Annotated in this window: 25 protein-coding genes; 11 read left to right on the top strand and 14 right to left on the bottom strand. The window is 40.0% G+C overall.

What is annotated here, in order from left to right; genetic code table 11:
• Window positions 1–232: 232 nt before the first annotated feature.
• The gene (locus tag EP57_RS01310; RefSeq protein ID WP_052167468.1) at window positions 233–838 is read right to left on the bottom strand and encodes an HD domain-containing protein; all 606 of its coding nucleotides are present in this window, start codon (window positions 836–838) and stop codon (window positions 233–235) included.
• Between the two features lie 82 nt (window positions 839–920).
• On the opposite strand from EP57_RS01310, the gene EP57_RS01305 reads away from it, so the two are divergent.
• Window positions 921–1,694 (top strand): ABC transporter ATP-binding protein, encoded by a 774-nt coding sequence (locus EP57_RS01305; protein WP_036083421.1) that lies wholly within the window; start codon window positions 921–923, stop codon window positions 1,692–1,694.
• A gap of 58 nt (window positions 1,695–1,752) precedes the next feature.
• Here EP57_RS01305 and pepT read toward each other — a convergent pair whose 3' ends face one another.
• Together pepT and EP57_RS01295 are read right to left on the bottom strand one after the other, a co-directional pair.
• The gene (gene pepT / locus EP57_RS01300) at window positions 1,753–2,985 is read right to left on the bottom strand and encodes a peptidase T (protein ID WP_036083419.1); all 1,233 of its coding nucleotides are present in this window, start codon (window positions 2,983–2,985) and stop codon (window positions 1,753–1,755) included.
• Window positions 2,986–3,005: 20 nt separating this feature from the next.
• Window positions 3,006–3,527, bottom strand: a complete 522-nt coding sequence (locus EP57_RS01295; protein WP_036083417.1) for a DUF1697 domain-containing protein — start codon at window positions 3,525–3,527, stop codon at window positions 3,006–3,008.
• Between the two features lie 75 nt (window positions 3,528–3,602).
• On the opposite strand from EP57_RS01295, the gene EP57_RS01290 reads away from it, so the two are divergent.
• Window positions 3,603–4,358: an exodeoxyribonuclease III gene (locus tag EP57_RS01290; protein WP_036083415.1), complete on the top strand. Its 756-nt coding sequence runs from the start codon at window positions 3,603–3,605 to the stop codon at window positions 4,356–4,358.
• Window positions 4,359–4,454: 96 nt separating this feature from the next.
• On the opposite strand, the gene EP57_RS01285 is transcribed toward EP57_RS01290, so the two are convergent.
• From EP57_RS01285 to EP57_RS01265, 5 genes are all read right to left on the bottom strand, one after another.
• A complete protein-coding gene (locus tag EP57_RS01285; protein WP_036083413.1) occupies window positions 4,455–5,522 on the bottom strand; it encodes a glucosaminidase domain-containing protein in 1,068 nt (355 codons plus the stop codon).
• 221 nt (window positions 5,523–5,743) lie between these two features.
• Window positions 5,744–6,592 (bottom strand): glucosaminidase domain-containing protein, encoded by an 849-nt coding sequence (locus EP57_RS01280; RefSeq protein WP_036083411.1) that lies wholly within the window; start codon window positions 6,590–6,592, stop codon window positions 5,744–5,746.
• Window positions 6,593–6,682: 90 nt separating this feature from the next.
• Window positions 6,683–7,225 carry a DUF3267 domain-containing protein gene (locus tag EP57_RS01275; protein WP_036083409.1) on the bottom strand — a complete coding sequence of 181 codons (543 nt, stop codon included), beginning with the start codon at window positions 7,223–7,225 and terminating at the stop codon, window positions 6,683–6,685.
• Between the two features lie 190 nt (window positions 7,226–7,415).
• Window positions 7,416–8,030: a GyrI-like domain-containing protein gene (locus EP57_RS01270; RefSeq protein ID WP_036083408.1), complete on the bottom strand. Its 615-nt coding sequence runs from the start codon at window positions 8,028–8,030 to the stop codon at window positions 7,416–7,418.
• Complete coding sequence (locus EP57_RS01265) at window positions 8,020–8,847, bottom strand: MerR family transcriptional regulator (protein ID WP_036083406.1); 828 nt, start codon at window positions 8,845–8,847, stop codon at window positions 8,020–8,022. Before EP57_RS01265 ends, EP57_RS01270 begins: the two co-directional genes overlap by 11 nt.
• A gap of 203 nt (window positions 8,848–9,050) precedes the next feature.
• Between EP57_RS01265 and EP57_RS01260 the strand changes: the two genes are divergently transcribed.
• On the top strand, window positions 9,051–11,012 hold the full coding sequence (locus EP57_RS01260) for an endo-beta-N-acetylglucosaminidase (RefSeq protein ID WP_052167467.1): 1,962 nt from the start codon (window positions 9,051–9,053) through the stop codon (window positions 11,010–11,012).
• A 25-nt stretch (window positions 11,013–11,037) separates the two neighbouring features.
• Here EP57_RS01260 and EP57_RS01255 read toward each other — a convergent pair whose 3' ends face one another.
• A complete protein-coding gene (locus EP57_RS01255; protein ID WP_036083404.1) occupies window positions 11,038–11,238 on the bottom strand; it encodes a hypothetical protein in 201 nt (66 codons plus the stop codon).
• Between the two features lie 68 nt (window positions 11,239–11,306).
• Here EP57_RS01255 and EP57_RS01250 point away from each other — a divergent pair, with 68 nt between their 5' ends.
• The 3 genes from EP57_RS01250 (at window position 11,307) to EP57_RS01240 (ending at window position 12,939) form a co-directional block, all read left to right on the top strand.
• Window positions 11,307–11,948, top strand: a complete 642-nt coding sequence (locus tag EP57_RS01250; protein WP_036083402.1) for a uracil-DNA glycosylase — start codon at window positions 11,307–11,309, stop codon at window positions 11,946–11,948.
• 61 nt (window positions 11,949–12,009) lie between these two features.
• Complete coding sequence (locus EP57_RS01245; RefSeq protein ID WP_036083400.1) at window positions 12,010–12,459, top strand: DMT family transporter; 450 nt, start codon at window positions 12,010–12,012, stop codon at window positions 12,457–12,459.
• 12 nt (window positions 12,460–12,471) lie between these two features.
• Complete coding sequence (locus EP57_RS01240; protein WP_036083396.1) at window positions 12,472–12,939, top strand: DMT family transporter; 468 nt, start codon at window positions 12,472–12,474, stop codon at window positions 12,937–12,939.
• Between the two features lie 22 nt (window positions 12,940–12,961).
• Here the strand turns inward: EP57_RS01240 and EP57_RS01235 are convergent, their stop codons facing one another.
• The 3 genes from EP57_RS01235 to EP57_RS01225 all read right to left on the bottom strand — a co-directional run bounded on the left by EP57_RS01235 (window position 12,962) and on the right by EP57_RS01225 (window position 14,684).
• A complete protein-coding gene (locus EP57_RS01235; RefSeq protein WP_036083393.1) occupies window positions 12,962–13,561 on the bottom strand; it encodes an NAD(P)H-dependent oxidoreductase in 600 nt (199 codons plus the stop codon).
• The gene (locus tag EP57_RS01230; protein ID WP_036083392.1) at window positions 13,561–13,983 is read right to left on the bottom strand and encodes a MerR family transcriptional regulator; all 423 of its coding nucleotides are present in this window, start codon (window positions 13,981–13,983) and stop codon (window positions 13,561–13,563) included. Before EP57_RS01230 ends, EP57_RS01235 begins: the two co-directional genes overlap by 1 nt.
• A gap of 101 nt (window positions 13,984–14,084) precedes the next feature.
• Entirely contained in the window at window positions 14,085–14,684 is a 600-nt protein-coding gene (locus EP57_RS01225) for a YdeI/OmpD-associated family protein (protein WP_036083389.1), read from the bottom strand.
• 186 nt (window positions 14,685–14,870) lie between these two features.
• Here EP57_RS01225 and EP57_RS01220 point away from each other — a divergent pair, with 186 nt between their 5' ends.
• From EP57_RS01220 to EP57_RS01210, 3 genes are all read left to right on the top strand, one after another.
• A complete protein-coding gene (locus EP57_RS01220; protein WP_036083387.1) occupies window positions 14,871–15,569 on the top strand; it encodes a Crp/Fnr family transcriptional regulator in 699 nt (232 codons plus the stop codon).
• 308 nt (window positions 15,570–15,877) lie between these two features.
• Window positions 15,878–18,508: a leucine-rich repeat domain-containing protein gene (locus EP57_RS16290; RefSeq protein WP_052167466.1), complete on the top strand. Its 2,631-nt coding sequence runs from the start codon at window positions 15,878–15,880 to the stop codon at window positions 18,506–18,508.
• Between the two features lie 99 nt (window positions 18,509–18,607).
• A complete protein-coding gene (locus tag EP57_RS01210) occupies window positions 18,608–19,291 on the top strand; it encodes a WxL domain-containing protein (RefSeq protein WP_036083385.1) in 684 nt (227 codons plus the stop codon).
• 55 nt (window positions 19,292–19,346) lie between these two features.
• Here the strand turns inward: EP57_RS01210 and EP57_RS01205 are convergent, their stop codons facing one another.
• Window positions 19,347–19,895 carry a TetR/AcrR family transcriptional regulator gene (locus EP57_RS01205; protein WP_036083383.1) on the bottom strand — a complete coding sequence of 183 codons (549 nt, stop codon included), beginning with the start codon at window positions 19,893–19,895 and terminating at the stop codon, window positions 19,347–19,349.
• A 127-nt stretch (window positions 19,896–20,022) separates the two neighbouring features.
• On the opposite strand from EP57_RS01205, the gene EP57_RS01200 reads away from it, so the two are divergent.
• Complete coding sequence (locus tag EP57_RS01200; protein WP_036083381.1) at window positions 20,023–21,207, top strand: alpha/beta hydrolase; 1,185 nt, start codon at window positions 20,023–20,025, stop codon at window positions 21,205–21,207.
• A 72-nt stretch (window positions 21,208–21,279) separates the two neighbouring features.
• Complete coding sequence (locus tag EP57_RS01195) at window positions 21,280–22,185, top strand: magnesium transporter CorA family protein (protein ID WP_036083379.1); 906 nt, start codon at window positions 21,280–21,282, stop codon at window positions 22,183–22,185.
• 14 nt (window positions 22,186–22,199) lie between these two features.
• Here the strand turns inward: EP57_RS01195 and EP57_RS01190 are convergent, their stop codons facing one another.
• Window positions 22,200–22,829, bottom strand: a complete 630-nt coding sequence (locus EP57_RS01190; protein WP_036083377.1) for a hypothetical protein — start codon at window positions 22,827–22,829, stop codon at window positions 22,200–22,202.
• Between the last annotated feature and the right edge of the window lie 68 nt (window positions 22,830–22,897).

Genomic DNA, 22,897 nt, shown 5'->3' with positions numbered 1-22,897 from the left:
TTTCCGCCCTGCGATTCTTACCTGAAAACATTGCTGTTTTCTTGGTTTTATCTTTGTTTTTTGTTCAGTTTTCAAAGGTCGACAATGTTGTTCAACACAACTTTTATATCATATCATATTAGAAGTTAACGTGTCAACAACTTATTTTTAATTATTTTTTCGTCCTCTCAAGCGAGAACTTTTTAAGTATATAACACTTATCTTTAAAAAGCAACCTTTTTGTTTTAATTCATTAAAATTGTATATTGCATTCATTTTCAAGTTCTTTTAAATAGCTTTCTAGCACCTTATGTCTTCTAATTGCTATCTTCTTTGCTGTGCTTGTTTGTATTTTATCTTTTATTTGTAGGAGTTTATCATGGAAGTGTTGCATCGTTGTACCTTCTTTACGGTTTGGATCGTATATCGGCCTTTGCATAGCCGCTCCATATGTTAAGCACCTAGCTATACCTATTGCTCCTATTGCATCCAAACGATCTGCATCTTGCACAATTTGCATTTCTATATTTAATGGGACCTTTTTGCCTTTACTAAATGATACGCAATCAATGACATCTACGATTCGCTTTACATCCTCTTCTATTACTCCGTATTGGTATAGGCAATCTCTCATTTGTAATTCAGCTTCATCTGGATTTGCTTTAAGTTTACTATCTGTAAAATCATGAAACAGGGCCGCAAGTTGTATGATACCTTTATTACCACCTTCGATACTTTGGAGCTCCATCGCCATTTTATATACTCTTTCAATATGGTACCAGTCGTGACCGGTTTTCTCGTCTTTAAAATGTTCTTGAATAAACACTTCTGCCTTATCAACAATCGCTTGACTTATCAACAGAATTGCCTCCTTTATGTTTTCAAATTTTCTAACTTTTGTGTAAAATAGTATTAAGTACATCAGCTAGGAGGAGATTCGTTTGTTTGAATTCGAAAATGTTTCATTGAATCGTAATGGTAGCTTATTGCTACAGAATATTGATTGGAAAGTTAATGATAAAGAGAACTGGGCTGTGCTTGGATTGAATGGGTCAGGGAAAACCACCTTACTGAAATTATTAAATGGCTATCTTTGGCCTTCTTCTGGTTCCCTTTCTGTGTTAGGCCATCGATTTGGTCAAACTTCATTGCCTGAGCTCAGAAAATCTATTGGTTGGGTCAGTTCTTCCTTGCAGCAGCAATTAAAAGAATATGATTTAGCGGAGAGCATTGTTGTAAGCGGAAAGTTTGCGAGCATTGGTTTGTATCAAAAAACCACATTAGAAGAACGAGAATTAGCCAAGTCTATTTTATCAGAGTGTGGTGGAGCTAACTTGATAGGCAGACCATATCATATCTTATCTCAAGGGGAGCGACAAATTGTACTTATCGCAAGAGCGCTTATGGCAAAACCGCAGTTGCTGATTCTCGATGAACCATGTAATGGGCTTGATATATTTGCTAAAAAACGCTTATTAGAGCGGATTGATATTATATCCAATATGCCTGACGCACCGACCATGCTATACGTTACACACCATACTGAAGAGATATTGCCTTGCTTTGGACGCACCTTGCTACTTAAAGACGGGAAGAAATACGCGGATGGGAAAACGGAAGATATGTTAACCGAGGAAATACTCTCGCCTTTCTATAGCCATGCTATTGAAGTTGTGACTTTGGAGAACGGGCAATTATCTATCTTTCCGAAATAAGAATCACGCGCTTGTAGCATTTTGAGAACCATAATGTTTCAAGCGCGTTTCTGTATGCTTATGCTTCTTCTTCAAATAAGCGAGCAATCTCTATAATGACTTGTGTCGCCTTTATCATACTATCAACAGATACATATTCAAATTTGCCGTGATAATTCTCGCCACCAGTAAAAATATTAGGTGTTGGTAGGCCTTTAAATGATAGTTGTGATCCATCAGTTCCACCGCGGATTGGTCGAATGTCTGGTTCGATATCAAGATTCTTCATTGCTTTATAAGCCATATCAACAATTTCTTTCACTGGCTCAATCTTTTCACGCATATTGTAGTACTGATCCGTCAAGTCTAGAATAATCTTATCCTCGCCATATTTCTTTTGTAGGTTTCTTACAATAGTAGAAACTGTTTCTTTTCTTGCTATAAAAGCATCGTGGTCGAAATCACGAATAATATAATATGCTTCTGATTGTTCGACTTCACCTTGTATTGAGATTAAATGATAAAAGCCTTCATAGCCATCTGTGCGCTCTGGAACTTCCGCTTCTGGAAGCTGTGCGTGAAACTCCATCGCCATTTTGTTTGCATTCACCATTTTATCTTTAGCAGTGCCTGGGTGTACGCTATTTCCTTTGAATGTAATGCGGGCGGCCGCGGCGTTAAAGCTTTCGTATTCTAATTCTCCAAGTGGGCCGCCGTCCATTGTATAAGCAAAATCTGCACCGAATGCTGGAACATCAAAATGATGCGGGCCACGTCCTATTTCTTCATCTGGTGTGAATGCTACTCTGATTTGGCCATGCTTTATTTCTGGATGTGTAATCAAATGATGCATGGCTACCATGATTTCTGTCATGCCAGCTTTGTCGTCTGCACCTAACAGCGTTGTGCCGTCGGTCGTAATGATTGTCTGACCTTTGTATGTAGGGAGTTCTGGAAATGCTTCTGGTGAGAGAACTACGCCTAGTTCTTTATTTAATACAATGGCATTACCATCAAAGTTCTCATGAATTTGTGGTGATACATTCTTTCCAGTTAAATCTGTCGCTGTGTCTATATGTGCTAAGAACCCGATTGTAGGAACTTCTTTGCTTGTATTGCTTGGGAGTGTTGCCATTACATATCCGTTGTCATCCATTGTTACTTCTTCCATACCTATTGCTTTTAGTTCCTCTACCAACACCTTGCCTAATTCCAATTGTCCAGGAGTTGTTGGAACTGTCTGGCTTGCTTCACTTGATTGTGTATCGATTTTGACGTATTTGATAAAACGTTCGATTAGCTCATTTCTCATTGTATACTTACCTCCGTATTTTATTTGCTCTTCTCTTGCATTGTCGTGACTGTTCGCCAATTTCTAGCAGTTGCTTTAACGTGTAAGACTCGTTCTACTAGTTTATTTGAATAGATGCTATCAGAAACACCAGCTGATAAGGTGACATATAAAAACCGGCCTGTAATCTCACAACTATCTTGTTGGTCCTTGCCGAGCTCTTTTAAGGTATCTAAATCTATCGCTTCTGGGACTTGGTTTAAGAAGTGGACCATTAACTTCTCTTCTTCGAAAGGCTTCTGCAAAATACCTTGAACATATTCATCCAGCGGGAAAACAATTGCCGGAACATCAAAACCAAAGGCATCTTCAATGAGTGCGGCTATATTCTCTTGAACCCATTCGTAACTAGTCTCAGCATGCTCTGCAATGACATTACCTGATTGAATGTAGGTCGTGACATTCTGATAAGCATTCGCCGTGAGAACTTCTCTTAAATCAAGCATCTTTATTTTGCGATTACCGCCAACATTGATTGCACGTAAGAAAATAATATATTTCATAGGCTTCCTCCTCCTTCACATTATACCTAATAATTATTGTAAGGTATAATAATACTAACTAAAGGAGTGATAAAATTGAAATTAATTTCGTGGAACGTGAATGGACTTAGAGCTGCTGAAAAGAAAGGCTTCATGGAGTATTTCCGAACTGTAGATGCTGATATATTCTGCTTACAAGAGACGAAACTACAGGAAGGTCAAATTGAACTGGACTTGTCTGGGTATCATGATTACTGGAATTATGCAGTTAAGAAAGGCTATTCAGGCACAGCCATCTTCTCAAAAATCGAACCTATCACGGTAACTTATGGGCTAGATATCGAAGAACATGACCAAGAAGGCCGCGTCATTACATTGGAGTTTCCAGAATTCTATATGATTACCGTTTATACGCCAAATTCTCAGAATGAGTTAAAACGTCTTGATTACCGAATGAGTTGGGAAGATGCTTTCTTAAATCATTTAAAAAAATTAGATGCCATAAAACCAGTTGTAGTATGTGGAGATCTTAATGTGGCGCACCAAGAAATCGACTTGAAAAATCCTAAAACAAATCGCAAAAATGCTGGATTCTCTGATGAAGAACGTGGGAAATTCTCAGATTTACTAGCCGCTGGATTCACAGACTCATTCCGTCATCTGTATCCCGAACTAGAAGGTGCCTATTCCTGGTGGTCTTATCGAATGAATGCTCGTGCCAGAAATACTGGATGGCGGATTGATTATTTCGTAGTCTCTAATCGGATTGCTCCGAATATAGTAGAGGCGGCTATTCATGCAGACATTCTTGGTTCTGACCATTGCCCAGTAGAACTCGATATAACCTTTTAATTGCTTATAGTATATATATTCGACAAATGTTTGAAAAATCCTCTAAATAAAAAAATCTCGCGGCTCATTTTTTAAGCGTGCGAGATTTTTTCTATTTTATTTTAACATTGGTGCTTCGACCCAACCTAGTCGTTGTGTTCCGTCATTTACACGATACCAGATTTTATCGTTTACAACTGCTTGGCTGTCAACATGGACTTCGTTTAGTCCGGCAAGCGTTCCTTTGAACGTGCTAGTATCAATGACTGGGAATGCATAAATTCGACCGTTTGAATTTTCTACACCTCTGATTAAGTTTACTTCTTGTTCCATGGACGTTTTGTAAATAAGGTTTAGGTTCTTTTCGTTCATCCAGCCAATGTTTTGACCGTTGATGGACGCTTCGTACCATGTGGAGCCATTACTTACTTTCACGCGATTCATTAATCGTAAATCTTTACTTTTGTACTGGTTTAACGAGGCTTTTTTAGTGGCGCCTTTTAATGTTTCTGGTGCGCTCCAAACTGTACCAGTTGCGCCGCCTCGGATTTCGCCATACGCGTAGATGTTTGTTTTCTCGGTGATTTTATCATAGACTTGATCGTATTTCGCTAAACCGTAAGTTTCTACTGTGCTGATTAGTTCTTGTGCATAATCTGGCGCTGTTGCGTAACCGCCGTCTTCGATGATTTCTGCTGCTTGTCGGTAATCTTCCTCACCAATAAGATTTGCGTAATTATTTCCGCCCCATGAAGGACCGTTGACGAATAATAACGCATGGTCTTCTAGTGACTCATAGTAGCTTGGATACGCACGGAATGCCGCATCGATCGTTGTCCAGTTGTTGTCATAGAACTCTTTCGTGTTCATTGTGACAGACTGGCCTTCGTAGCTACCTTTCATACCAAATAAATTATTGGCTTGTTGTGTTAAACCACTGTTTCCCCAGCCTGATTCTAAGATGGCTTGGGCAATCGTGACACTGGTTAAAATACCGTGTTCACGTTGTAGCTTCTGGGCATCTGGGACTATTTTATTAAGAAAATTCTGCTGAGAATTGGTGTAGCTTACTTGTGTATTCATTTCGCTCTCGGCGGCAAATGCGCTAACAGGAAGTACCATCGAGCCCATCATCATTCCGACAGTTCCTAAGATAGCCAAATTGCGCTTGACTGATTTTTTCATACGACTTTTTCTACACTTCTTTCTGATTTTTTTATAGTTTTTTTACTTTCTAGTCTCTTCTTCAAATCAACAGGGTTCATTCTAGCAAAATTAGTGTTGCATTTAGGTTACAGGAACGTGTCATTTCTGTTTATAATGTTACAACATTTGTCTAGACCGCTATCTTATGCGTGTTGGCAAACGTGAATTTTTTTTGACCACATCAAAAAAACGCTATATTTTCATAGCGTTTTAATTTGAATTATATTATTTTTTACCCAACCTAATGTCTTTTTGTCTTGTTTTATTTGGTACCATATTCCATTTCCAACTTGCATTTCTTGCGCGATTTTTAATTTTTCAGCGCCGTATTTTGCTAAATCGTCAATAGGTTTAGCATTTTTTGTTCTTGGTGGGCTAGACCAGATTCTTGTATCTTTTGCCAACTTTGCGGTTCCCACATCGTCAACTTGCTTGACATAGCGAATCGGATCGTAAATTTGGTCATATGCTTGCAAATTTCTTTGTTCGATTAGCTCGATTAATTTCTCGGCATATCCAGGATCTGTTGCGTAGCCTGCTTTTTGTAATGCATTGGCCGCTGTTTTGTAATCTTTTGCTTTGATGACACCTTGGTATTTTGTTTTATCCCAAGACGTGCCTTTTAAAAATAGTGCTGCGTGGTCATCTAACGATTCAAACCAAGTCGGATATTTTCTGAAAGCCGCGTCAATCGTAATCCATTCGTTGTTCTCGAATTCTTGTGTTGGCATCGTAACGGAGTCTTTCTGATATTCGCCTTTTATTCCGAACAAGTTGCGGCCTTCTGTGGCTAGCTTACTTTCTCCCCAATTGGACTCCAAAATCGCTTGAGCCAATGTAATACTTGTTAAAATGCCTTCCTGGTCTTGTATTTCTTGGGCGTGACCTGCTAATAAATTAATGAACTCTTGTTGTGGATCAACGCGTGTGATTTCGACAGGCTCTTCTTGTTGAAAAAATAGTTTATCGATGGCAATGAAAGCTACTGCGCCAAGCACGATAGCCGATAGCAAGATCCCGATAAGTAGTGTTGTTTTCTTTTTATGCATTCTATTGTAAACCTACTTTCTGTCATCTGATTGCCCTTTTTATCCCATACCCTTTATTGTAACTGACATGTATAACAATTTACAACCAACTTAAGACTGAGTTATGATTGCAATTCCATCTTTTGTATCTTTGATTTTTGCTTTTTTAGGTGCTCTGGCAACGATTTTCATCGCGTATAAGTCTGACATGCAAAAGCCTGAATGAGCCGCGATTAATACGTATATAGCGACGAGATACACTGGGAATTCTAATGCTAAAATAACTAAGATGAGTGTTAACAAAATACATGGTCCGATATTGATTATTTGAAACTGCCATTTTGAAAATAGTTGCTTCGGACAGTTGACATAGAGAAATCCCTTTTTAAAGCCAAAATGTAGCTTGGTGTTGCCGAATACCCAGAAAAGTAATCCGTGAATTAGTTCATGAATGGCAAATAAAATGTAAAATGCTATACAAAATAAAATAATTCCTTCTATAGTAAAGTTGATTGGCACTGATTCTCGTAATGCTAAAACAAGTCCCACAATTAACATCACTGCCATGAGAACAGCCGCCATGATCTTAATGGTTTGCATGCTTTTTTTGTCGTTAAGAATTTTATACTTCTTCGACAATGCTTCTGTTTTCATAACGAATTATGACCTCATTTCTTTTAACGCTTGCTAACATACCACGAAGTCTTTTTCCCTTGTTCTATTATAGTATGAAATTTAGGCGGAATACAATTATTTTGTAGAAATCGGGTTAAAAAATCCTTCTTTCTTCTATATAAAAAACCTTTCTCATCAACAGGTCGTTAACGGGAAAAGTTTTTTAGAATTATTTATATTTTATTTCGAATCGGAGTGTTGTTTTTAATTTATCTGGTGCAACTTTGTGAATATCGCTTAAGTAGATTTCTTTGTGGCTTTTGCTAAGACGGATTATATTATTTTGCTCGCAAAAGTCTTCCATTTGGGCGAAAGTTGCTGGTTCATCATCAAAGCTACCAATATGCAACATCTGTAAGTTAAGTCCTTCTGTGATTTCTTCTAGTTTTAACAGCTCGCGATTTTCGGGTGATACTTTTTTGATGATAGTTTCTTTGGCATAATCAAGCAATTCTGGGGTGATGAAATCGGGTTGGCGAATCATGATTTTGAAGATGAGTTGGTCTTTGTCTAGTGTTTTGCTACCCGGTTCTAGTGTCCAGAATCCTTCTAGTGGGAAAACGGTGTAGTCGTAATAGCCTTCTGGTGCCGTCACTTTTTTAGGCATCATTTTCACTGCGTAAGATGCGGCGTACAGTGTTTTGATTAGTTCTGAAAAGGCTGGTGAATTGGGGTTTCCTTTACCGCTAATCGTGAAGTATTTCATCGCTGGTATGTCGATGATTTCGGGTTTTTGTTTTGGTAAATAGATTGATTTGTCTTGTTTTCGCCATTCATATTTCATTGGTTTGCTCCTTTATTGGGAAACAGGCTTCGGTTACCCAGTTTTGTGGATTCGGTTCGGTCGCGATGGACACGTGATAAATATTGAACATCGGGCCGTTTAGCTGGTAGTGATGATTTTCTAGCCACATGGCCACGGTTTCGGTCACGGCTGTCATTTGTTCGTAACTTCCGGTGATAACGACAGATGCGACTTGTACTGCGGGTGCTTCTTTAAAAGTAATCCCGGTATTTGGTTGACTCGTTTGAACTGCGACTTGGACTTCGACGTCTACATTGCTTTCTTGGTAAGAATCATCGTGAAAAATAGCTAGGTTATACGGTTCTTTCGCAAAAGTAATGTTATTCATCATCAGGATTTGATAAAGTTTCTCCCATAGTATGCCTTCATCAGAATAGTTCGGGATGACATCGCGGACGCTTGCGACAACACGCTTTGGTATTTCTTTTTGAATGACGTGGTAGTTTAGTTTCTTGCTGTCTTCTTTTAAAAAGAGGCGCGAATCCTCTAGAAATTGGCTTTGTTGCTTGATTTTTTGAAGTTCTTCTTGGAGTTCTAGTTCGCGAATGGCTAAGTGTGATTGGATTGTTGCGGCTTCGGCGTTTGATGCGAGGATTTCTTTGATGACGGTTAAACTAAGGCCGATTTCTTTTAATTTTTGAATTTTGTTGATGGTTTGTAGTTGTTGTGCCGAGTAGTTGCGATAATTGGTTGCTTCGTTGATTTGTTCTGGGATGAGTAAGCCGATTTTATCGTAATGTCGCAATGCTCGGATGCTGACGTTTGCGAGCTTGGAAAATTCACCGATTTTGAACATGTGCTTTCCTCCTTTTTTGTCTTACTAGGTTTAGTTTAAACGATGACGTAGGTGGAGAGTCAATCGCGGAACTAAGATTCGTCTAGTAATCTTTAAAATGGCTACTTTTTTATTGGAAATTTTTGTTGTAAGCTTGGTAGGACATCTATTGTAATTATGCAAAAATGTAAGCGCATTATTATATTTAGAAAGGGAGAGAAGTTATGAAGAAAACGAAAATGGTAGCTGCTTTACTAAGTGTAACACTATTGACGTCACTCGCTCCACCTTTGAATGCACAGGCAATGACTGCGGAGGATAAGGAGGCACAGGCGAAAACGGGACAGCCTTTTGCCTCCTACTGGTTTCCGGATGAGTTAGTGAAATGGAGTCCGCAAAATGATCCTGATGCGCCGTTCAATAAAGGAACGATTCCGCTGAAAAAACGGGTAGTTTCTGCTAAATCTAACGCTACGCAAAAGTCACAAGGGGAATTAATGTCGCTCGATATTATTAACGAACACACGGCTGGAACGCCTTCGCAAGGTTTTAAAAGCGTGAAAGTCTACAATCCGACGCAGTGGCAATATGTTGATGTGCTGGTTGCTTGGGCGGGATCTTCTGGGGAAGGGATTATTATTCCACCGAGCGCGGATACGATTGATATGGCGCATAAAAACGGCGTGCCTGTGCTTGGAACGGTCTTTTTCCCACCGAATGTATATGGCGGAAAACCGGAATGGGTGAAGCAATTTATTACGAAAGATGCGAACGGTCGTTATCCCGTGGCTGATAAATTATTAGAAGTGGCGAATTATTATGGATTTGATGGCTGGTTTATTAATCAGGAGACGACCGGCTTTACGGCTGCAGATGCTACGGCAATGCAAGATGTTTTGAAATACATGCAAACGAAGAAAAAAGCAAATCAGCAAATTATTTGGTACGATTCGATGACAACTACTGGAGAAATTGATTGGCAAGGCGCTTTAAATGAGAAAAATAGTCCGTTTCTGACGCAAAATAAGAAAGCAGTATCCAATGGAATGTTTGTTGATTTTCGCTGGAATCCAAATCGTTTGGTGACATCAAATCAGAATGCGGCGGCGCTCGGAGTTAGTCCTTATAAACTTTATGCCGGCGTCGATGTTCAGTCAAATGGCTACAATAGCAATGTAAATTGGAATGCGATTTTCCCTCCTGCTTCTTCTGCACCAATTGTTTCGCTTGGACTATACATTCCTGGTTGGGTGTATTATAGTTCGAATCATAATCAGACCGAATTTACGAACAAAGAAAACAAGTTCTGGAATGGAAATAAGGTCGATCCGCGTTATCCTGAAAATGTGACGGGTGCGAAGGATTGGCAAGGGATTGCAGCCTATTATCCTGAAAAGTCTGGTATTTCGGCATTGCCGCTTAAGACCAATTTCAATACCGGGAAAGGGACATTTTTCAATAAAAACGGCGTTCGGTTACAGACTGGGGAATGGAATCAGCGTGGCATGCAAGATGTGATGCCAACGTATCGTTTTATTCTTGATAATACTGGCGGGAATAAACTTGCGGCGAGCATAACTTCAGGCGATGCTTACACTGGCGCGTCTTCCCTACTTTTATCTGGAAACGCTGTGAAAAACGGGACAACAACTACGAAGCTATTTGCGACAGATATTAAAGTGAAGCGCGATACGACTTTTTCTATGAAAGTAAAAGGTAGCAACGCGACGCATAAATTAGTGCTTCAATTTGCAGGTGATAAAGTGCCACGCAAAGTGCTTTTAAAAGCTTCAGGAACTGGCTGGGTGAACTGGACAACAACGCTAAGCCCCTACTACGGCAAAACAATTAAAGAAATTTCCCTAGAAACAACAACGACCGCGGCGCAAACAAATGCCAAAATAAACATCGGGGAAATTGCATTACAAGGCTTCAGTGATGCTGGCCCAGTTGGCGTCGTACAAAACATAAAAGTCACTGAAAAAGTAACGCCTGAACGCAAAACAAATGCCCGAATTACTTGGAATACAGCAATCGGTCATGTTCGTTATTATGAAATTTATCAAAAAAATAGTAAAGGCGCGCAGGAACTGATCGGGACAACGCCGTCAACTGCATTTTTCGCAACGGATGTGTATACAGTGAATGGAAAAGCGCAGATTACTGTGAAAGCTGTTGGTTATTAGGTAAAACAAAAAGAGGTCTTCGTTTTCAAGGCCTCTTTTGCTTGTTCAATATCCAGTTCCCTAACGCCCCTACTAGTAAAATCGCGAGTGAAGGAATGGAATAATCAGTAAATATCGTTGTGAATGGAATATTTAAGGCGTGTAGCCCGAATGACACGAGCCGTGCTACTAGCAAAATAAGTCCTATAACAACAAGTGCATCAAAAAATAGTTTTAGAAAACGCATGTATTCTCCTCCTCTTACGTACCATGTTATAATTTAATAGAAGAAAGTTCAAGTTTAGGAGTGATAATATGACGTATCCGCGTGAATTGATTGACCCGATTATTGCTAAAAACAACGAATTTGACTTGGAAGGGTTTGTGTTTGGAAATGGGGATTTCTCGCCTGAAATTATGTTGATTGGCGAGGCTCCGGGTGAGGTGGAGATTCGGACTGGGGTTCCGTTCACTGGTCGCGCTGGGAAAGAACTTGATAAAACGCTTGCTATTGCTGGTTTGACGCGGGATCAAGTGTATATTACGAGCGTCGTTCGCAGTCGCCCTTTTGGTCATAAAACAAAGATTGATAGAGCGGGACACACGGTTCAAAAACGCCCAAATCGTTTGCCAAAACCTCAAGAAATTCTGTTACATGCACCGCTACTAGATTATGAAATTTCTCAAGTGAAGCCGAAACTAATTGTCGCACTTGGCGGTTGTGCGTTAAAACGGCTGATTGATAATAAAATGACGATTTCGGCGTCTCACGGGCGGCTTTGGCGAGGTCCGATTAAACAATTGGGTGCTGACGGGAAATATGAAGCGTCTCCGCAAGACTATACGATTTTTCCGACGTTCCATCCCGCTGCGATTTTTTATAATCGTAAAATTGAATCTGACCTGATTGCCGACTGGGAACAACTCAAAGAAATTCTTGCGTCAAAGTCGTATTGAAGGACTTCTGGTCGTTTTTCTTCTATAATAAGACTATTCTTGAAAAGGGGGACGTCTTGGAATGACTTTATTGCTTATGTTAGCTGGGCTGATGGCGGGGATGACGATTCCTGTGCAAACGGCTGTGAATTCGCGACTGCGCGGCTATACGAAATCACCATTTATCGCCTCATGGGTGTCTTTTTTAATTGGGACGCTAATTTTAATTGTGTTGGCGCTTGTTTTAGAACATGATTGGACGTTTGATTTACATACGCTAGCTGTGAATCCTTGGTGGATTTGGTTTGGCGGTGGCGCACTTGGGGTGTTCTTTTTGACATCCAATATTTTATTGATGCCGCGACTCGGTTCTGCTTTGACCGTTGTGATCACGCTGTGCGGACAAATGTCGATGGCACTTTTGATTGATAATTTCGGTTGGTTTGGTGTGCCGATTCATGAATTTAATATACCGCGATTGATTGGTATTGCACTGATGTTTTTCGGGGTTATTTTGATGCAACGATTTTAGGGAGGGATTTGTATGGCTACTAAAAGATCTAAGTCTATGATTGCGTTTATGTGCATGGGGCTTGTGGCTGGGATGATGTCGCCGATTCAGACATCGATCAACAGTCGGCTTCGGATTGCGGTAGATTCACCGATTATCGCTTCGCTGATTTCGTTTTCTGTCGGCATGTTATTGCTGTTGCTGATTTCGCTTGTTGTCGAGCGTCGCTTAACGTTCCAATTACGAGGTGTCGGCAAAATTCCTTGGTGGATCTTCACGGGCGGTGCGCTTGGCGTTATTTTCGTCACGTCGAATATTTTGTTATTGCCGCTACTTGGTTCTGCGATGACAGTCGTACTCGCACTATGCGGACAAATGGTTATAGCGCTGACGATTGACCACTTCGGTTGGTTCGGCATTGTGAAACACCCAATCAACCGCTACCGCCTACTCGGTGTGTTATCCATGGTCGCCGGTGTTTTGTTAATTCAATGGTTTTAAGGCGTCGTCCTGCTTTTTCTATTCACGAGAGAGCAGGACGATTTTTTGTTAGCCGCTGATTGTCTCGTTTTGCTAACGCCATTATTTTGGTTGTATAAAAGGAATCGGGCTTGCGCACAGAACGGTCCATATTGGCAAAACTAGTTCTTCTAATATCGAAAATTCCGCTGAGCCAGAGTGGTTGTCGCATTCCTCTGTAGCCACTCCAGCCAAATAAGTAGTGGTATATTTCTTGACCGCCGATGGAATAAATAATACTGGCTTTTTTGTGGCGCCACATCCCGCGAAATAAATAATTTTTGGTTCGAAAACTGTAGGTCTCTCCTACCCAAAACAGATTCTCAATGAAGCCTTTTAGTGCTGACGGGACATTGGCGAACCAAATTGGATAGAAAAATGTGAGTAGATCGGCTTCTTGCGCAAAATCTTTGACGGCTAGCATTTCTGGTGTCCGCTCGGTTTGATAGCCTTTGCTGAGCGTTTTATCATAGTCTAGTTTTGCCAAATCGACAAGCATTACTTCGTGGTTGCGTAACCGCATCTGTTCTATATAAATCTGACTTAATTGCTTCATCGTGCCTTCTGCTCTTGCATCGCCTTGTACTACTAATATTCGCGCCATTATTTCCCCTCCTTCTGCTCGAAAAAAGCATCCACTAAAACATCATTTTTAGCTTGTATTTCTTGGCTATTTTCTTCTCCAAGCATAACGGGTAAGTCTGCCATAATCTGAATAATGTTTGTATAACGAGCGATTTTTTGCTGTAGTTCTTCTATTTTTTGATTGAAAAAAAGATGGGCCTCTGCTCGGCAATTCGCGTCATGTTCTTGGTGAAAATAGCGATAGATGACTTGCTTGATTTCGGTTAATGTGAATCCTGCTTCTTTTAAAATTAAAATGTATTTCAGAAGTTTGATGTCATGCTCGGTGTATATGCGATATTGATTTTCACTGCGCTGTGGTTTAATTAGTCCTTGTTTTTCGTAATAATGAAGTGTGGAGACTGGTATGCCTAGCTTTTTGCTTAATTCATGTCCTTTCATTTTTGTTCGCACCTACTTTCTGTCTTTATTATATCTCTCAACTATAGTTTAGGGTCAAGAAAAAAACAGCCAGACAATGTCTCACTGTTCGCGCCAACTATTTAAAATCTATCGTTTAATCCGATTCCATCCAAAATACGGTCTGTGTATTTGTCGATTCTTGATACGCGTGTTTTCGATTGCTTTGGTGCGGCAAAATAAAGCAAGTACGCGCGCTGACGGCCTGGTGTTAATTTCTCGAAGGCTTCTTTTAAGGCTGGCATTTCTGCGAATTTCTGATCTAATTCTTCTGGAACTGGAAATTCTTCTTCTTTTTTGAAGGCTACTTGTGCGCCTGATTTTTCGACTTCAATAGCTTCTTTAATGTATGCTTTAATGATGTCTTCCATTTCAATGATTTCTTCTAGGTTTTTGAAGCGAATCTGACGTGCGGATTGCACATTTGCGGTCTGTTGTACGAGAATACCGTTCGGGTCTTTCATTAGTACGCCTTTCATAAATAAAAGTGCGCAATACTCTTTAAAACCGTGGGCTAAAACAATGTTATTATCTTCGTACATGAAGCATGGATGTTTCCATTTAATATCTTCACTTAAGTCACAATCAAGGGCATAGGCTCTTAGCTGCTTGTATTCCGCTTGCCATCTTTTTGCTTTATTTACGTACTCTTCTACTTTGGGATTCGTTTTCTGCTCTGCCATCCAAAACACCTCTTTCGTTTCATTTCATGTGTTATTTTAACTTAATTTATGGCGTAGCGCAAATTTGGACAGGAACCGCACTTTTGAAAAGAGCTATAATTTCAAATTTGGCTTGTAGTAGTATATATTTATAAGTATAGATTGCATGATTTAGTCGGTTTGTTATGATAAAAGGAGTGGATAAATATGTATTCCAAAGAAACATTAGAATCCTACGCCACGTTTTCCAACATCTTAAAAATCTTAAAGAGAGATCCGCGCTTCAATGAATATTGTTCGCAGACGAGAGTACCAGCTGGGACGAGTTTGCCGCTTAATAAGGAACGCGATGTTTGTTATTTATTAGAAAGTGGGTTTGTGAAATACAATTTTTCTGGGGAAGATGGGCTGTGTAATTATTATATTGTCTATCCTGGAAAGTTCATTACATTGCCAATCGTGGAGGAATATGTACCGAATACTGGCGAGCTTTTATTTTTGAATCAGTCAGTGTATTGGACGATTGATTTTGAATTTCTGCGGAAGATGTTGTTTAATGAAGATCCTAGAAATTATATTATGCTGCAGTTCTCGGTTGAAACGCGTTATAAGTTGTATGTTTTGGCGACGATGCGTAATATTACTGCAGAAGAGCGTGTTATGTTTACATTGATTCGGCTGGCGAACTTTGGTATGCATGTGAGTGCTAATCGCGTGGATCTACCAAGCTTCGTGACTTATAATATTGTTGCCGAACTTGCAGGCACTTCTAAAAGCTTCGCTACACTTACATTAAAAAATCTGCGCGATAAAGGGATTCTTGATTCGTCTAAAAGACCGTGGGTTATTGAAGATATGTCGTTTTTGCAGGACACGTTAAACATTTCGGATATTCCTTCTTTTTAGGCGTACATTTTTTAAAGGCTAGTAATAGTATCGATTTTCATTTCGGTACCATTACTAGCCTTTTTTTATTTTTTCGCTCAGATTGGTAAAATTCACACAAAGTTCATAAACAGCCGATTTCGGCCTTTTTCAAGGGTTTGAAAAAGGCGATAAAAGGTGATTCGTGCCAGTGCTAGCCTATTTTCTTTATTGTTGGCTAAAAGAAGCCTTGCGCCTCAAAAACACGACTTTGCAGGACGCTGTATAATGATTTCATTCAAAAGAAACATATAAATAGCTCACTTTAACTATAAAAGAAGGTGGTTGAAATGAAGAAAAAGATGTTAGCGCTGATGCTATTGTTTATGATACCCGCACCAATGTTCACAGATGCCGTGAAAGCTACTGCACCAGCTTCTGAAGAAACGATCTCGGAAACACAAACCGCAACAGAACCTACAAAAAAACTCCAAAGCTTAAAAGCTACTAAACTAGATACCGATATAGTCTCGTCTGCCGATTTAGGCAATCAAGCATGGCTTATCAATGAAGTAGAACGGCAAATTCCAGATAAAACGATTGGTACGACGTTGACATTTGGGGATTTAAAGACAATTACGACTATTTCACTGAATAATAATCCTAACGTAACTGGTTCCATCCCAGCTGGTATTCAATATTTCTCAAACTTGACGGTGCTATCTTTGTACGAAAATAATTTAAGTGGTGAGATTCCGCCTGAACTTGGAAGTTTATCAAACCTCGAGCAGCTCAATATTCGTGATAATAAGTTGACAGGCCAAATTCCGAAAGAGTTGGGAAATCTAACAAATTTACGTTCAGAATTGAACTTGGCGAACAATCAACTCACCGGCTCCATTCCTAGTGAACTTGGAAACTTGACCTCTTTTACTGGCGCGATGGCTTTTAGCGGCAATCCCTTAACGGGCAAGATTCCGGATAGTTTTAAGCAGCTCACAAAGACGAGTAGCTTCCAATTTCAACGGACGCAACTCACTGGTGTTTTTCCGCTTGAACTTTTGCAATCTGTTGCGGTGACGTATTTGGATGTTAGTTATACGCAGCTCGTTTCTCCTGTGCAAACACCGGCGAAAGGGAATTTCACGCAAACGATTAGTAATAACCAACTCGCCGTATCTGTGAAACCAACGATTTATAAAGGCGAGAATGATACTACGTTCAAGCCGTTTGACAGTGCTTCATCTATGTATAGCGAATTTAAATTAATCAACAAGCAAGCACAAAACGCCGAAGTTGCACTATACGATTCCCATACCGTTCAAATAGTCGACAATGCCAAAAATCAAATCGTGTATGACGGCCCCATCTCACCAGCTGTAACGCTCGACTTAAATGACACCTCGAATCAGTTCACTTTTTATCTAGATGGCGCTACGCAAAATACAGCTGCTCTTGGTCAAGTGAATGTGATTTCAAATATCGTGCAACCAGCAGATTTCGATAACCAAAAATGGCTTATGGATGAGATTGAACGGCAAATTCCAGATAAAAAAATTGGCTCTACGATGACGTTTGATGATTTAAAGAAGATTACAGTAATTCAAATATACTCTGCTAGCAGTACTGGACATATTCCTAGCGGTATTCAGTATTTAACGGAACTGACAGAGTTGACAATATCTAATTCAAAATTAACTGGCTCTATTCCAGCATCTATAGGTTCTTTAAGTCATTTAACTAAGCTTCAATTAGGAGGTAACCAACTACAGGGAGAGATTCCTGAAACGATTGGTAATTTGACAAATCTAGAAGGTTTATATTTAAACAATAACCAACTAACGGGTAGTATTCCATCATCCATTGGTGATCTTGAAAATCTGGTTGCTCTTTATCTTTATGAGAATCAACTTTCTGGTACACTACCTAGCTCTTTAGGGAATCTAACATCTCTGTATAACCTCTTGCTTAATAATAATAATTTATCCGGTGAGCTTCCTGAAGAACTCGGTAATCTTATACACCTGAGAACTGCTTTTCTAAATGACAATCACTTCTCTGGAGAAATCCCTGCTAACTTTGCTAGCTCAGCAACTATGCAAACAGTTACGCTTGAAAATAACGATTTCATCGGAATTATCCCATCACAATTGTATAAGCTACCTTACTGGTCAATAAACAATAACCAAGTAACACTCAACAGCGCCTCTCCCCTAGACAATATAACAAGCTCCGGAGGCGACACGCGCTATGAAAATACGTTTCTCACAAATTCTAAATTAGCTGGTATTTCCTCGACTATTACCGATGCAAAAACTATTACTCCGTTCAATCCAGCTTCTGATACGTATTTCGACCTTCATTATACAAATGATGGCTCTACCCGAGAAGAACTAAATGCTGCCCACCAAGTAACTATCATCAACACCGATACCAACAAAGTCGTGTATGAAGGAACAATGAACCCCGATGCATCATTTACGCAAGTTGGCACGGTGAATTATCAAGTCATCCTCGACAACGCGCCAGAAAATCCGAACAATACTATCAACATCACCGTACAACAAAAAGCTTTAACTTTGACAAGCGTCCCTGATTTTTTAAATTTTGGAACGCAGAAAATCGCAAGTAGTACGCAGACGTATCAACGCGTGGATGATGACTGGGAAATCGTAGTGGACGACAATCGTAAAGCGAAACACGACTGGACGCTCACTGCCTCACTCGCCGCTCCGATGAAAGGAACGAATGGGCAAATTTTGGCGGATAGTCTTATTTATAAGGACAGTAATGGTGCGGAAACGCCCTTGACCCAACAAGCGCTCGCCGTGTATAACTATCATCCAACAGAAGACACGCCGGATACAACCAAGATACAATGGGCCGATGATGAAGGTATTTTATTGAAAGTAAAAGCCGGTGAAGCCTATGCTCAAGAATACCAAGGTCAAGTTGAATGGAGTCTCGTAGATGCACCTTAAATACAACTCACTTGAAAGGAGTGATGTTCCGACAACGCTTTTTTCGTCCTATTCCTCTAGCCATACGACCAAAAAATAAATGAAATGAGGCAATATAATATGAAAAATTTAACTAAAGTAATCACAGTCGGAGCCATTACAGTCGCAACATTATTCGGAGCGAGCACATTCGCGCATGCCGATACGACAACCTCCACTGGTAAAATAAAAATCGAAGCGGACGATAGCGCTGTAACACCACTAAACCCGACAAATCCTGATAACCCAGTTCCAGCCACTCCTGATCCTGCTGATCCAGATAATACTGGTACTGGAAATACTGGGGCATTGACGATTGACTTCCTATCCAACATTGATTTTGGAACACAAAAAGTCTCTGGTCAATCAGAAAAATACTATGCTGAAAACAAAAATCCTTACATTCAAGTAACTGATAAACGTGGAACTGGTGCTGGTTGGACATTAACAGCTACTGCAACAGATTTTAAAGATGGTAGTAAAACGTTAAAAGGTGCAGAAATGAGCTTAACAGATGGGGAAGTTCGGACACAAAGTGATAACCAATCTGCGGCACCGACAACATCTGACGTCACATTAAATGGTAGTAGCCAAGCGGTTCTATCCGCAGAAGCCAACGCTGGTATGGGAACTTGGCTTGATGTTTATCCTGGAACGCAAGGCAATAATGAAAATGTTGTCTTATACGTACCAGCTGGTAATCTTGCTGGCGATTACAGCTCTGCTATTACATGGACACTAGAAGATTCACCAAGCGCAGAATAAAAGAATATAACAAAACAAGAGTAGTTGACGGCCTGCTCTTGTTTTGCGTTACATATTAATCAAAAATCGACGTATTTACGACGGCTTGAAAATAATCGTCCATTTTGTCGGCTGGCGTTCGTTGCTCGTTTCGCATCCACCACAATGCCAAACCAGAAATCGCATGTCCAAAAATTTCAGCAATGATTTCCCTTGGCACCTCGTTATTTTGCAGTAATTCGCTTAGATCGGCGACCATTAATTGATTCATTCGGCGACCAAAATCATCTCGGAAAGGCTCGCTCATCTGGAAACATTCAAAAATAGTTAAGACTAACTGGCGATCCCAAGCTTGAAACATACACATAAAAGGCTGGCATAATCGTTCTTTAGGCGAGAATTGGTTAAATCTTTGTTGCATCGATTCAATACAGTACGATAGTAAATGATATTTATCTTCAAAATGCTTGTAAAATGTCGTTCTATGAACCATGGCTTCCTCACAAATCTTATTAATTGTGATTGCTTCAAATTGGTATTCACCACTATTGATTAATGTAAGCAGTGCATTAGATAGATGCGTTTTCGTTCTTATTGCGCGTAAATCTTCTTTTTTCTCCGGCATTCGGCGACACTCTCCTCACATCTGTAGACTAACTGACTTTTTTGCTGATTTTAATTCTAGTCGTTGCTTGTATATACCGTTATTATACATAGGAGCACAGAATTAATCTAGAGAAAGAAGGATGAACATGAACAAGAAAAAACGTAGTTGGAAGAAAGGTATATTAGGAGGCATCGCCATTTTCTTGATTGCAATACTATTATTACTATTCGTTGGGGTTTACTTTCCGAACATCTCATTTGTCGGTGAAATTGGAACGATTGTGATGTCTTTATTTTCGCTACACTTAGTTATCTTAAGCGTTATCCTTGGAATACTTGCTATCCTAATGATTCGTTTGAAGATGAAACGGTTAGCGCTTGTTTCTGGAATAACGGCGATTGTATGTACCATCGGTTTTGCCATTCCTATAGCGCAGATGTTGCAGGTTGCTAATGAAAATGATGCCAAGATTTCATGGACAAAACAGCTTTTTTCAGCGCCAGATATGGGTGGGCCGGACTTAAGTAAGTCGGTGAAGTACGCGACGGTGGACGGGAATGATTTATATATGGATATTTCTATTCCGAAAAATACGAAGGCAAAACGGACGCCCATCGTGTTAATTCATGGCGGTGGGTTTGTTGCGGGAACGCGAAATCAGTCCCCTTCTTGGACGCAATTTTATGTGGATAGAGGCTATGTTGTTTTTGATGTGGATTATCGGTTGGCAAAGGATGGCTATACGACGTGGGATAAAGCGGCGCCTGATGTTGCTTCGGCGATTGTTTGGATTGGACAGCACGCGGATAAGTATCAAGTGGATATGGAACAGTTGTTGATTGCAGGGGGATCTGCGGGTGGCAGTTTGGCATTGCAAGTTGGTTATGGTCTGAACGATGGGACTTTGAAACCTTATATTTCCGGTAAAATATATGCCCCAAAAGCAGTCGTCGCCGTGTATCCTGCGCAAAACATGACAAATATTTGGTATGAAGGCACTAATTTCTTCGGCATGGACGGTGAGGCCTTTTTAGGCGCATATATTGGTGGTTCTCCTAAGGAAAAACCGGAAGCCTATGCCGCGGTTGATGTCGTCAAACATGTGGGCAAAACCACGCCGCCAACATTGTTATTAGTCGGTAAAAACGATCACCTTTTGCCTTACAGTGGCCAAGTTGCTTTTGAAAAATTGCTGAATGAAAAGCAAGTTCCGAACAAATTTGTCGCGATTCCGTATAATGATCACTTTTTTGATATGTCTGGTGGTAGTATTGGTTCGCAGATTAGTTATCAGGTGACGGGAGACTTTTTGGATAAATATGCGAAGTAGAGTCACGGTTTGCTTTCTCCTTCATTCCTGCTATAATTGGAAGGTATATACTAGGAAAAGGGAGCCATTCGAATGATTACTAAAATAGCCTTTCACGAGGGGAAGTACGACTGGATTAATATTGACATTGATAATGCGGATGAGCTGGAGCAGTTCTACAAGGAAAACGATATCGATGATGAAGTTGTTGCTTACTCGCTGGATAGAAATGAGCGCGCGCATATTGAATACGAGCCTTCTACCCAAACTTTCGTCCTCTTCTTCAATGTTCCAAATCAGGAAAAAATTGATGACCATTACGAAACAATTCCGATGACATTCTTGGTTAAAAACCAGCAAATCATCACGGTAACAAACGGTAAAAACCAATATGTTGCGGATAAAATGAAGAAGTATCTGGAAAACAATGATGCGATTACTATTTTTGAATTTCTGTTTAGCTCGTTATTTATGGTTTCCGACGCGTTTTTCCCGTTGGTGGAAGAAATGGATGCTGATCGGAAAACAATTAATGATAAGTTGAAGGAAAAAACTACGAAGCAAAACTTGTTGTCGTTATCTGATTTAGAGACGGGAATTGTGTATTTCGTGTCCGCTTCGAAGCAAAATATGGTTTTGTTAGAACAGGTCAAGACGCATTTGATTTATCGGACGTTGAACGCGAGTGAGAAAGAACAGTTGGAAGATGCGCTGATTGAAGCTCGGCAGTTGGTTGAGATGACGCAATTGTCTTCGCAGATTTTGACGCAGTTGTCAGGGACGTATAACAATATTTTGAATAATAATCTGAATGATACGATTAAAATATTGACGATACTTTCTATTTTGCTTACAGTACCAACGATTGTGACTGGATTTTTCGGAATGAACATGCCGCTTCCGTTAGAACATAATGCGTCGGGATGGATTACGACGATTGTGATAAGTGCGATATTGTGGTTTGGTCTTGCTTATATCTTGCGTCGTTTGATGCGCTAACTTAAAGCCCTTTTTTAGGGCTTTTTTGTGTATTCGCTAAATGGGGTGGAAAAATCGTTCATTTTTAAGTAGTTGATCCACTGATGGTAATATGTTTTCATTTGTGTAATGGCTTCTTGATTTTCTTCTAAGTAGCCGAGTTGTTTTGAAATCTCGGTGTACTCTTCCAGTGCGCGTAGCCCTTCCCTTGCTTCATCGATTGTGGCGCTATTCATTCCGTGCAAGATGCCAGATGGGATTTCGTGAAAGGCAAACGCGAAATAGTTTTGTAGTAGTTGGTAGCGATATTCTAGTAATTCTGGGCTGTTTGGTATTAGTTTTTGCGCTAGAGGTAGAACGTCATTTTCAGGTATATTGTGTTTTTTGAAGCGGTAATCAGCATACGCCTCGGCCAGATCATTTGTAAAAATAAACTGGTAAGCGACGCGATTTTGTTTGTCGAATAGCTCCTCGTCTAGCATCGGGAAAAGCAATTTGTTCATCAGAAAATAAGACTTGTCCGATGATGTAAAAAACACGATGAGGTCGTCAAAATTCGGTAAATCCTCATAATTTGTTTCGAACCAGATTTTATATTGTCGATTTTTTTCTTTCCGTAGTGGTTGTTTGCTGATTTCTAGATAATCTTGCAGTATTTGTCGCATAAAGCGTATCACCTCACTCTTTACTTTACCGAAACTATTTGGTACACTCAAGCAAAAGGAGGTCTACA

This window comes from Listeria booriae (assembly GCF_000766865.1).
GTDB classification, from domain to species: Bacteria; Bacillota; Bacilli; order Lactobacillales; family Listeriaceae; genus Listeria_A; species Listeria_A booriae.
The sequence above is the reverse complement of the archived record's forward strand: the minus strand, read 5'-3'. Positions and strand labels throughout refer to the sequence as shown.

Coding starts and splice junctions, on each gene's coding strand:
- pepT (WP_036083419.1), bottom strand. CDS start 2,985: ATGAGAAATGAGCTAATCGAACGTTTTATCAAATACGTCAAAATCGAT.
- EP57_RS01295 (WP_036083417.1), bottom strand. CDS start 3,527: ATGAAATATATTATTTTCTTACGTGCAATCAATGTTGGCGGTAATCGC.
- EP57_RS01285 (WP_036083413.1), bottom strand. CDS start 5,522: ATGAAAAAATCAGTCAAGCGCAATTTGGCTATCTTAGGAACTGTCGGA.
- EP57_RS01280 (WP_036083411.1), bottom strand. CDS start 6,592: ATGCATAAAAAGAAAACAACACTACTTATCGGGATCTTGCTATCGGCT.
- EP57_RS01275 (WP_036083409.1), bottom strand. CDS start 7,225: ATGAAAACAGAAGCATTGTCGAAGAAGTATAAAATTCTTAACGACAAA.
- EP57_RS01270 (WP_036083408.1), bottom strand. CDS start 8,030: ATGAAATATGAATGGCGAAAACAAGACAAATCAATCTATTTACCAAAA.
- EP57_RS01265 (WP_036083406.1), bottom strand. CDS start 8,847: ATGTTCAAAATCGGTGAATTTTCCAAGCTCGCAAACGTCAGCATCCGA.
- EP57_RS01260 (WP_052167467.1), top strand. CDS start 9,051: ATGAAGAAAACGAAAATGGTAGCTGCTTTACTAAGTGTAACACTATTG.
- EP57_RS01255 (WP_036083404.1), bottom strand. CDS start 11,238: ATGCGTTTTCTAAAACTATTTTTTGATGCACTTGTTGTTATAGGACTT.
- EP57_RS01250 (WP_036083402.1), top strand. CDS start 11,307: ATGACGTATCCGCGTGAATTGATTGACCCGATTATTGCTAAAAACAAC.
- EP57_RS01245 (WP_036083400.1), top strand. CDS start 12,010: ATGACTTTATTGCTTATGTTAGCTGGGCTGATGGCGGGGATGACGATT.
- EP57_RS01240 (WP_036083396.1), top strand. CDS start 12,472: ATGGCTACTAAAAGATCTAAGTCTATGATTGCGTTTATGTGCATGGGG.
- EP57_RS01235 (WP_036083393.1), bottom strand. CDS start 13,561: ATGGCGCGAATATTAGTAGTACAAGGCGATGCAAGAGCAGAAGGCACG.
- EP57_RS01230 (WP_036083392.1), bottom strand. CDS start 13,983: ATGAAAGGACATGAATTAAGCAAAAAGCTAGGCATACCAGTCTCCACA.
- EP57_RS01225 (WP_036083389.1), bottom strand. CDS start 14,684: ATGGCAGAGCAGAAAACGAATCCCAAAGTAGAAGAGTACGTAAATAAA.
- EP57_RS01220 (WP_036083387.1), top strand. CDS start 14,871: ATGTATTCCAAAGAAACATTAGAATCCTACGCCACGTTTTCCAACATC.
- EP57_RS16290 (WP_052167466.1), top strand. CDS start 15,878: ATGAAGAAAAAGATGTTAGCGCTGATGCTATTGTTTATGATACCCGCA.
- EP57_RS01210 (WP_036083385.1), top strand. CDS start 18,608: ATGAAAAATTTAACTAAAGTAATCACAGTCGGAGCCATTACAGTCGCA.
- EP57_RS01205 (WP_036083383.1), bottom strand. CDS start 19,895: ATGCCGGAGAAAAAAGAAGATTTACGCGCAATAAGAACGAAAACGCAT.
- EP57_RS01200 (WP_036083381.1), top strand. CDS start 20,023: ATGAACAAGAAAAAACGTAGTTGGAAGAAAGGTATATTAGGAGGCATC.
- EP57_RS01195 (WP_036083379.1), top strand. CDS start 21,280: ATGATTACTAAAATAGCCTTTCACGAGGGGAAGTACGACTGGATTAAT.
- EP57_RS01190 (WP_036083377.1), bottom strand. CDS start 22,829: ATGCGACAAATACTGCAAGATTATCTAGAAATCAGCAAACAACCACTA.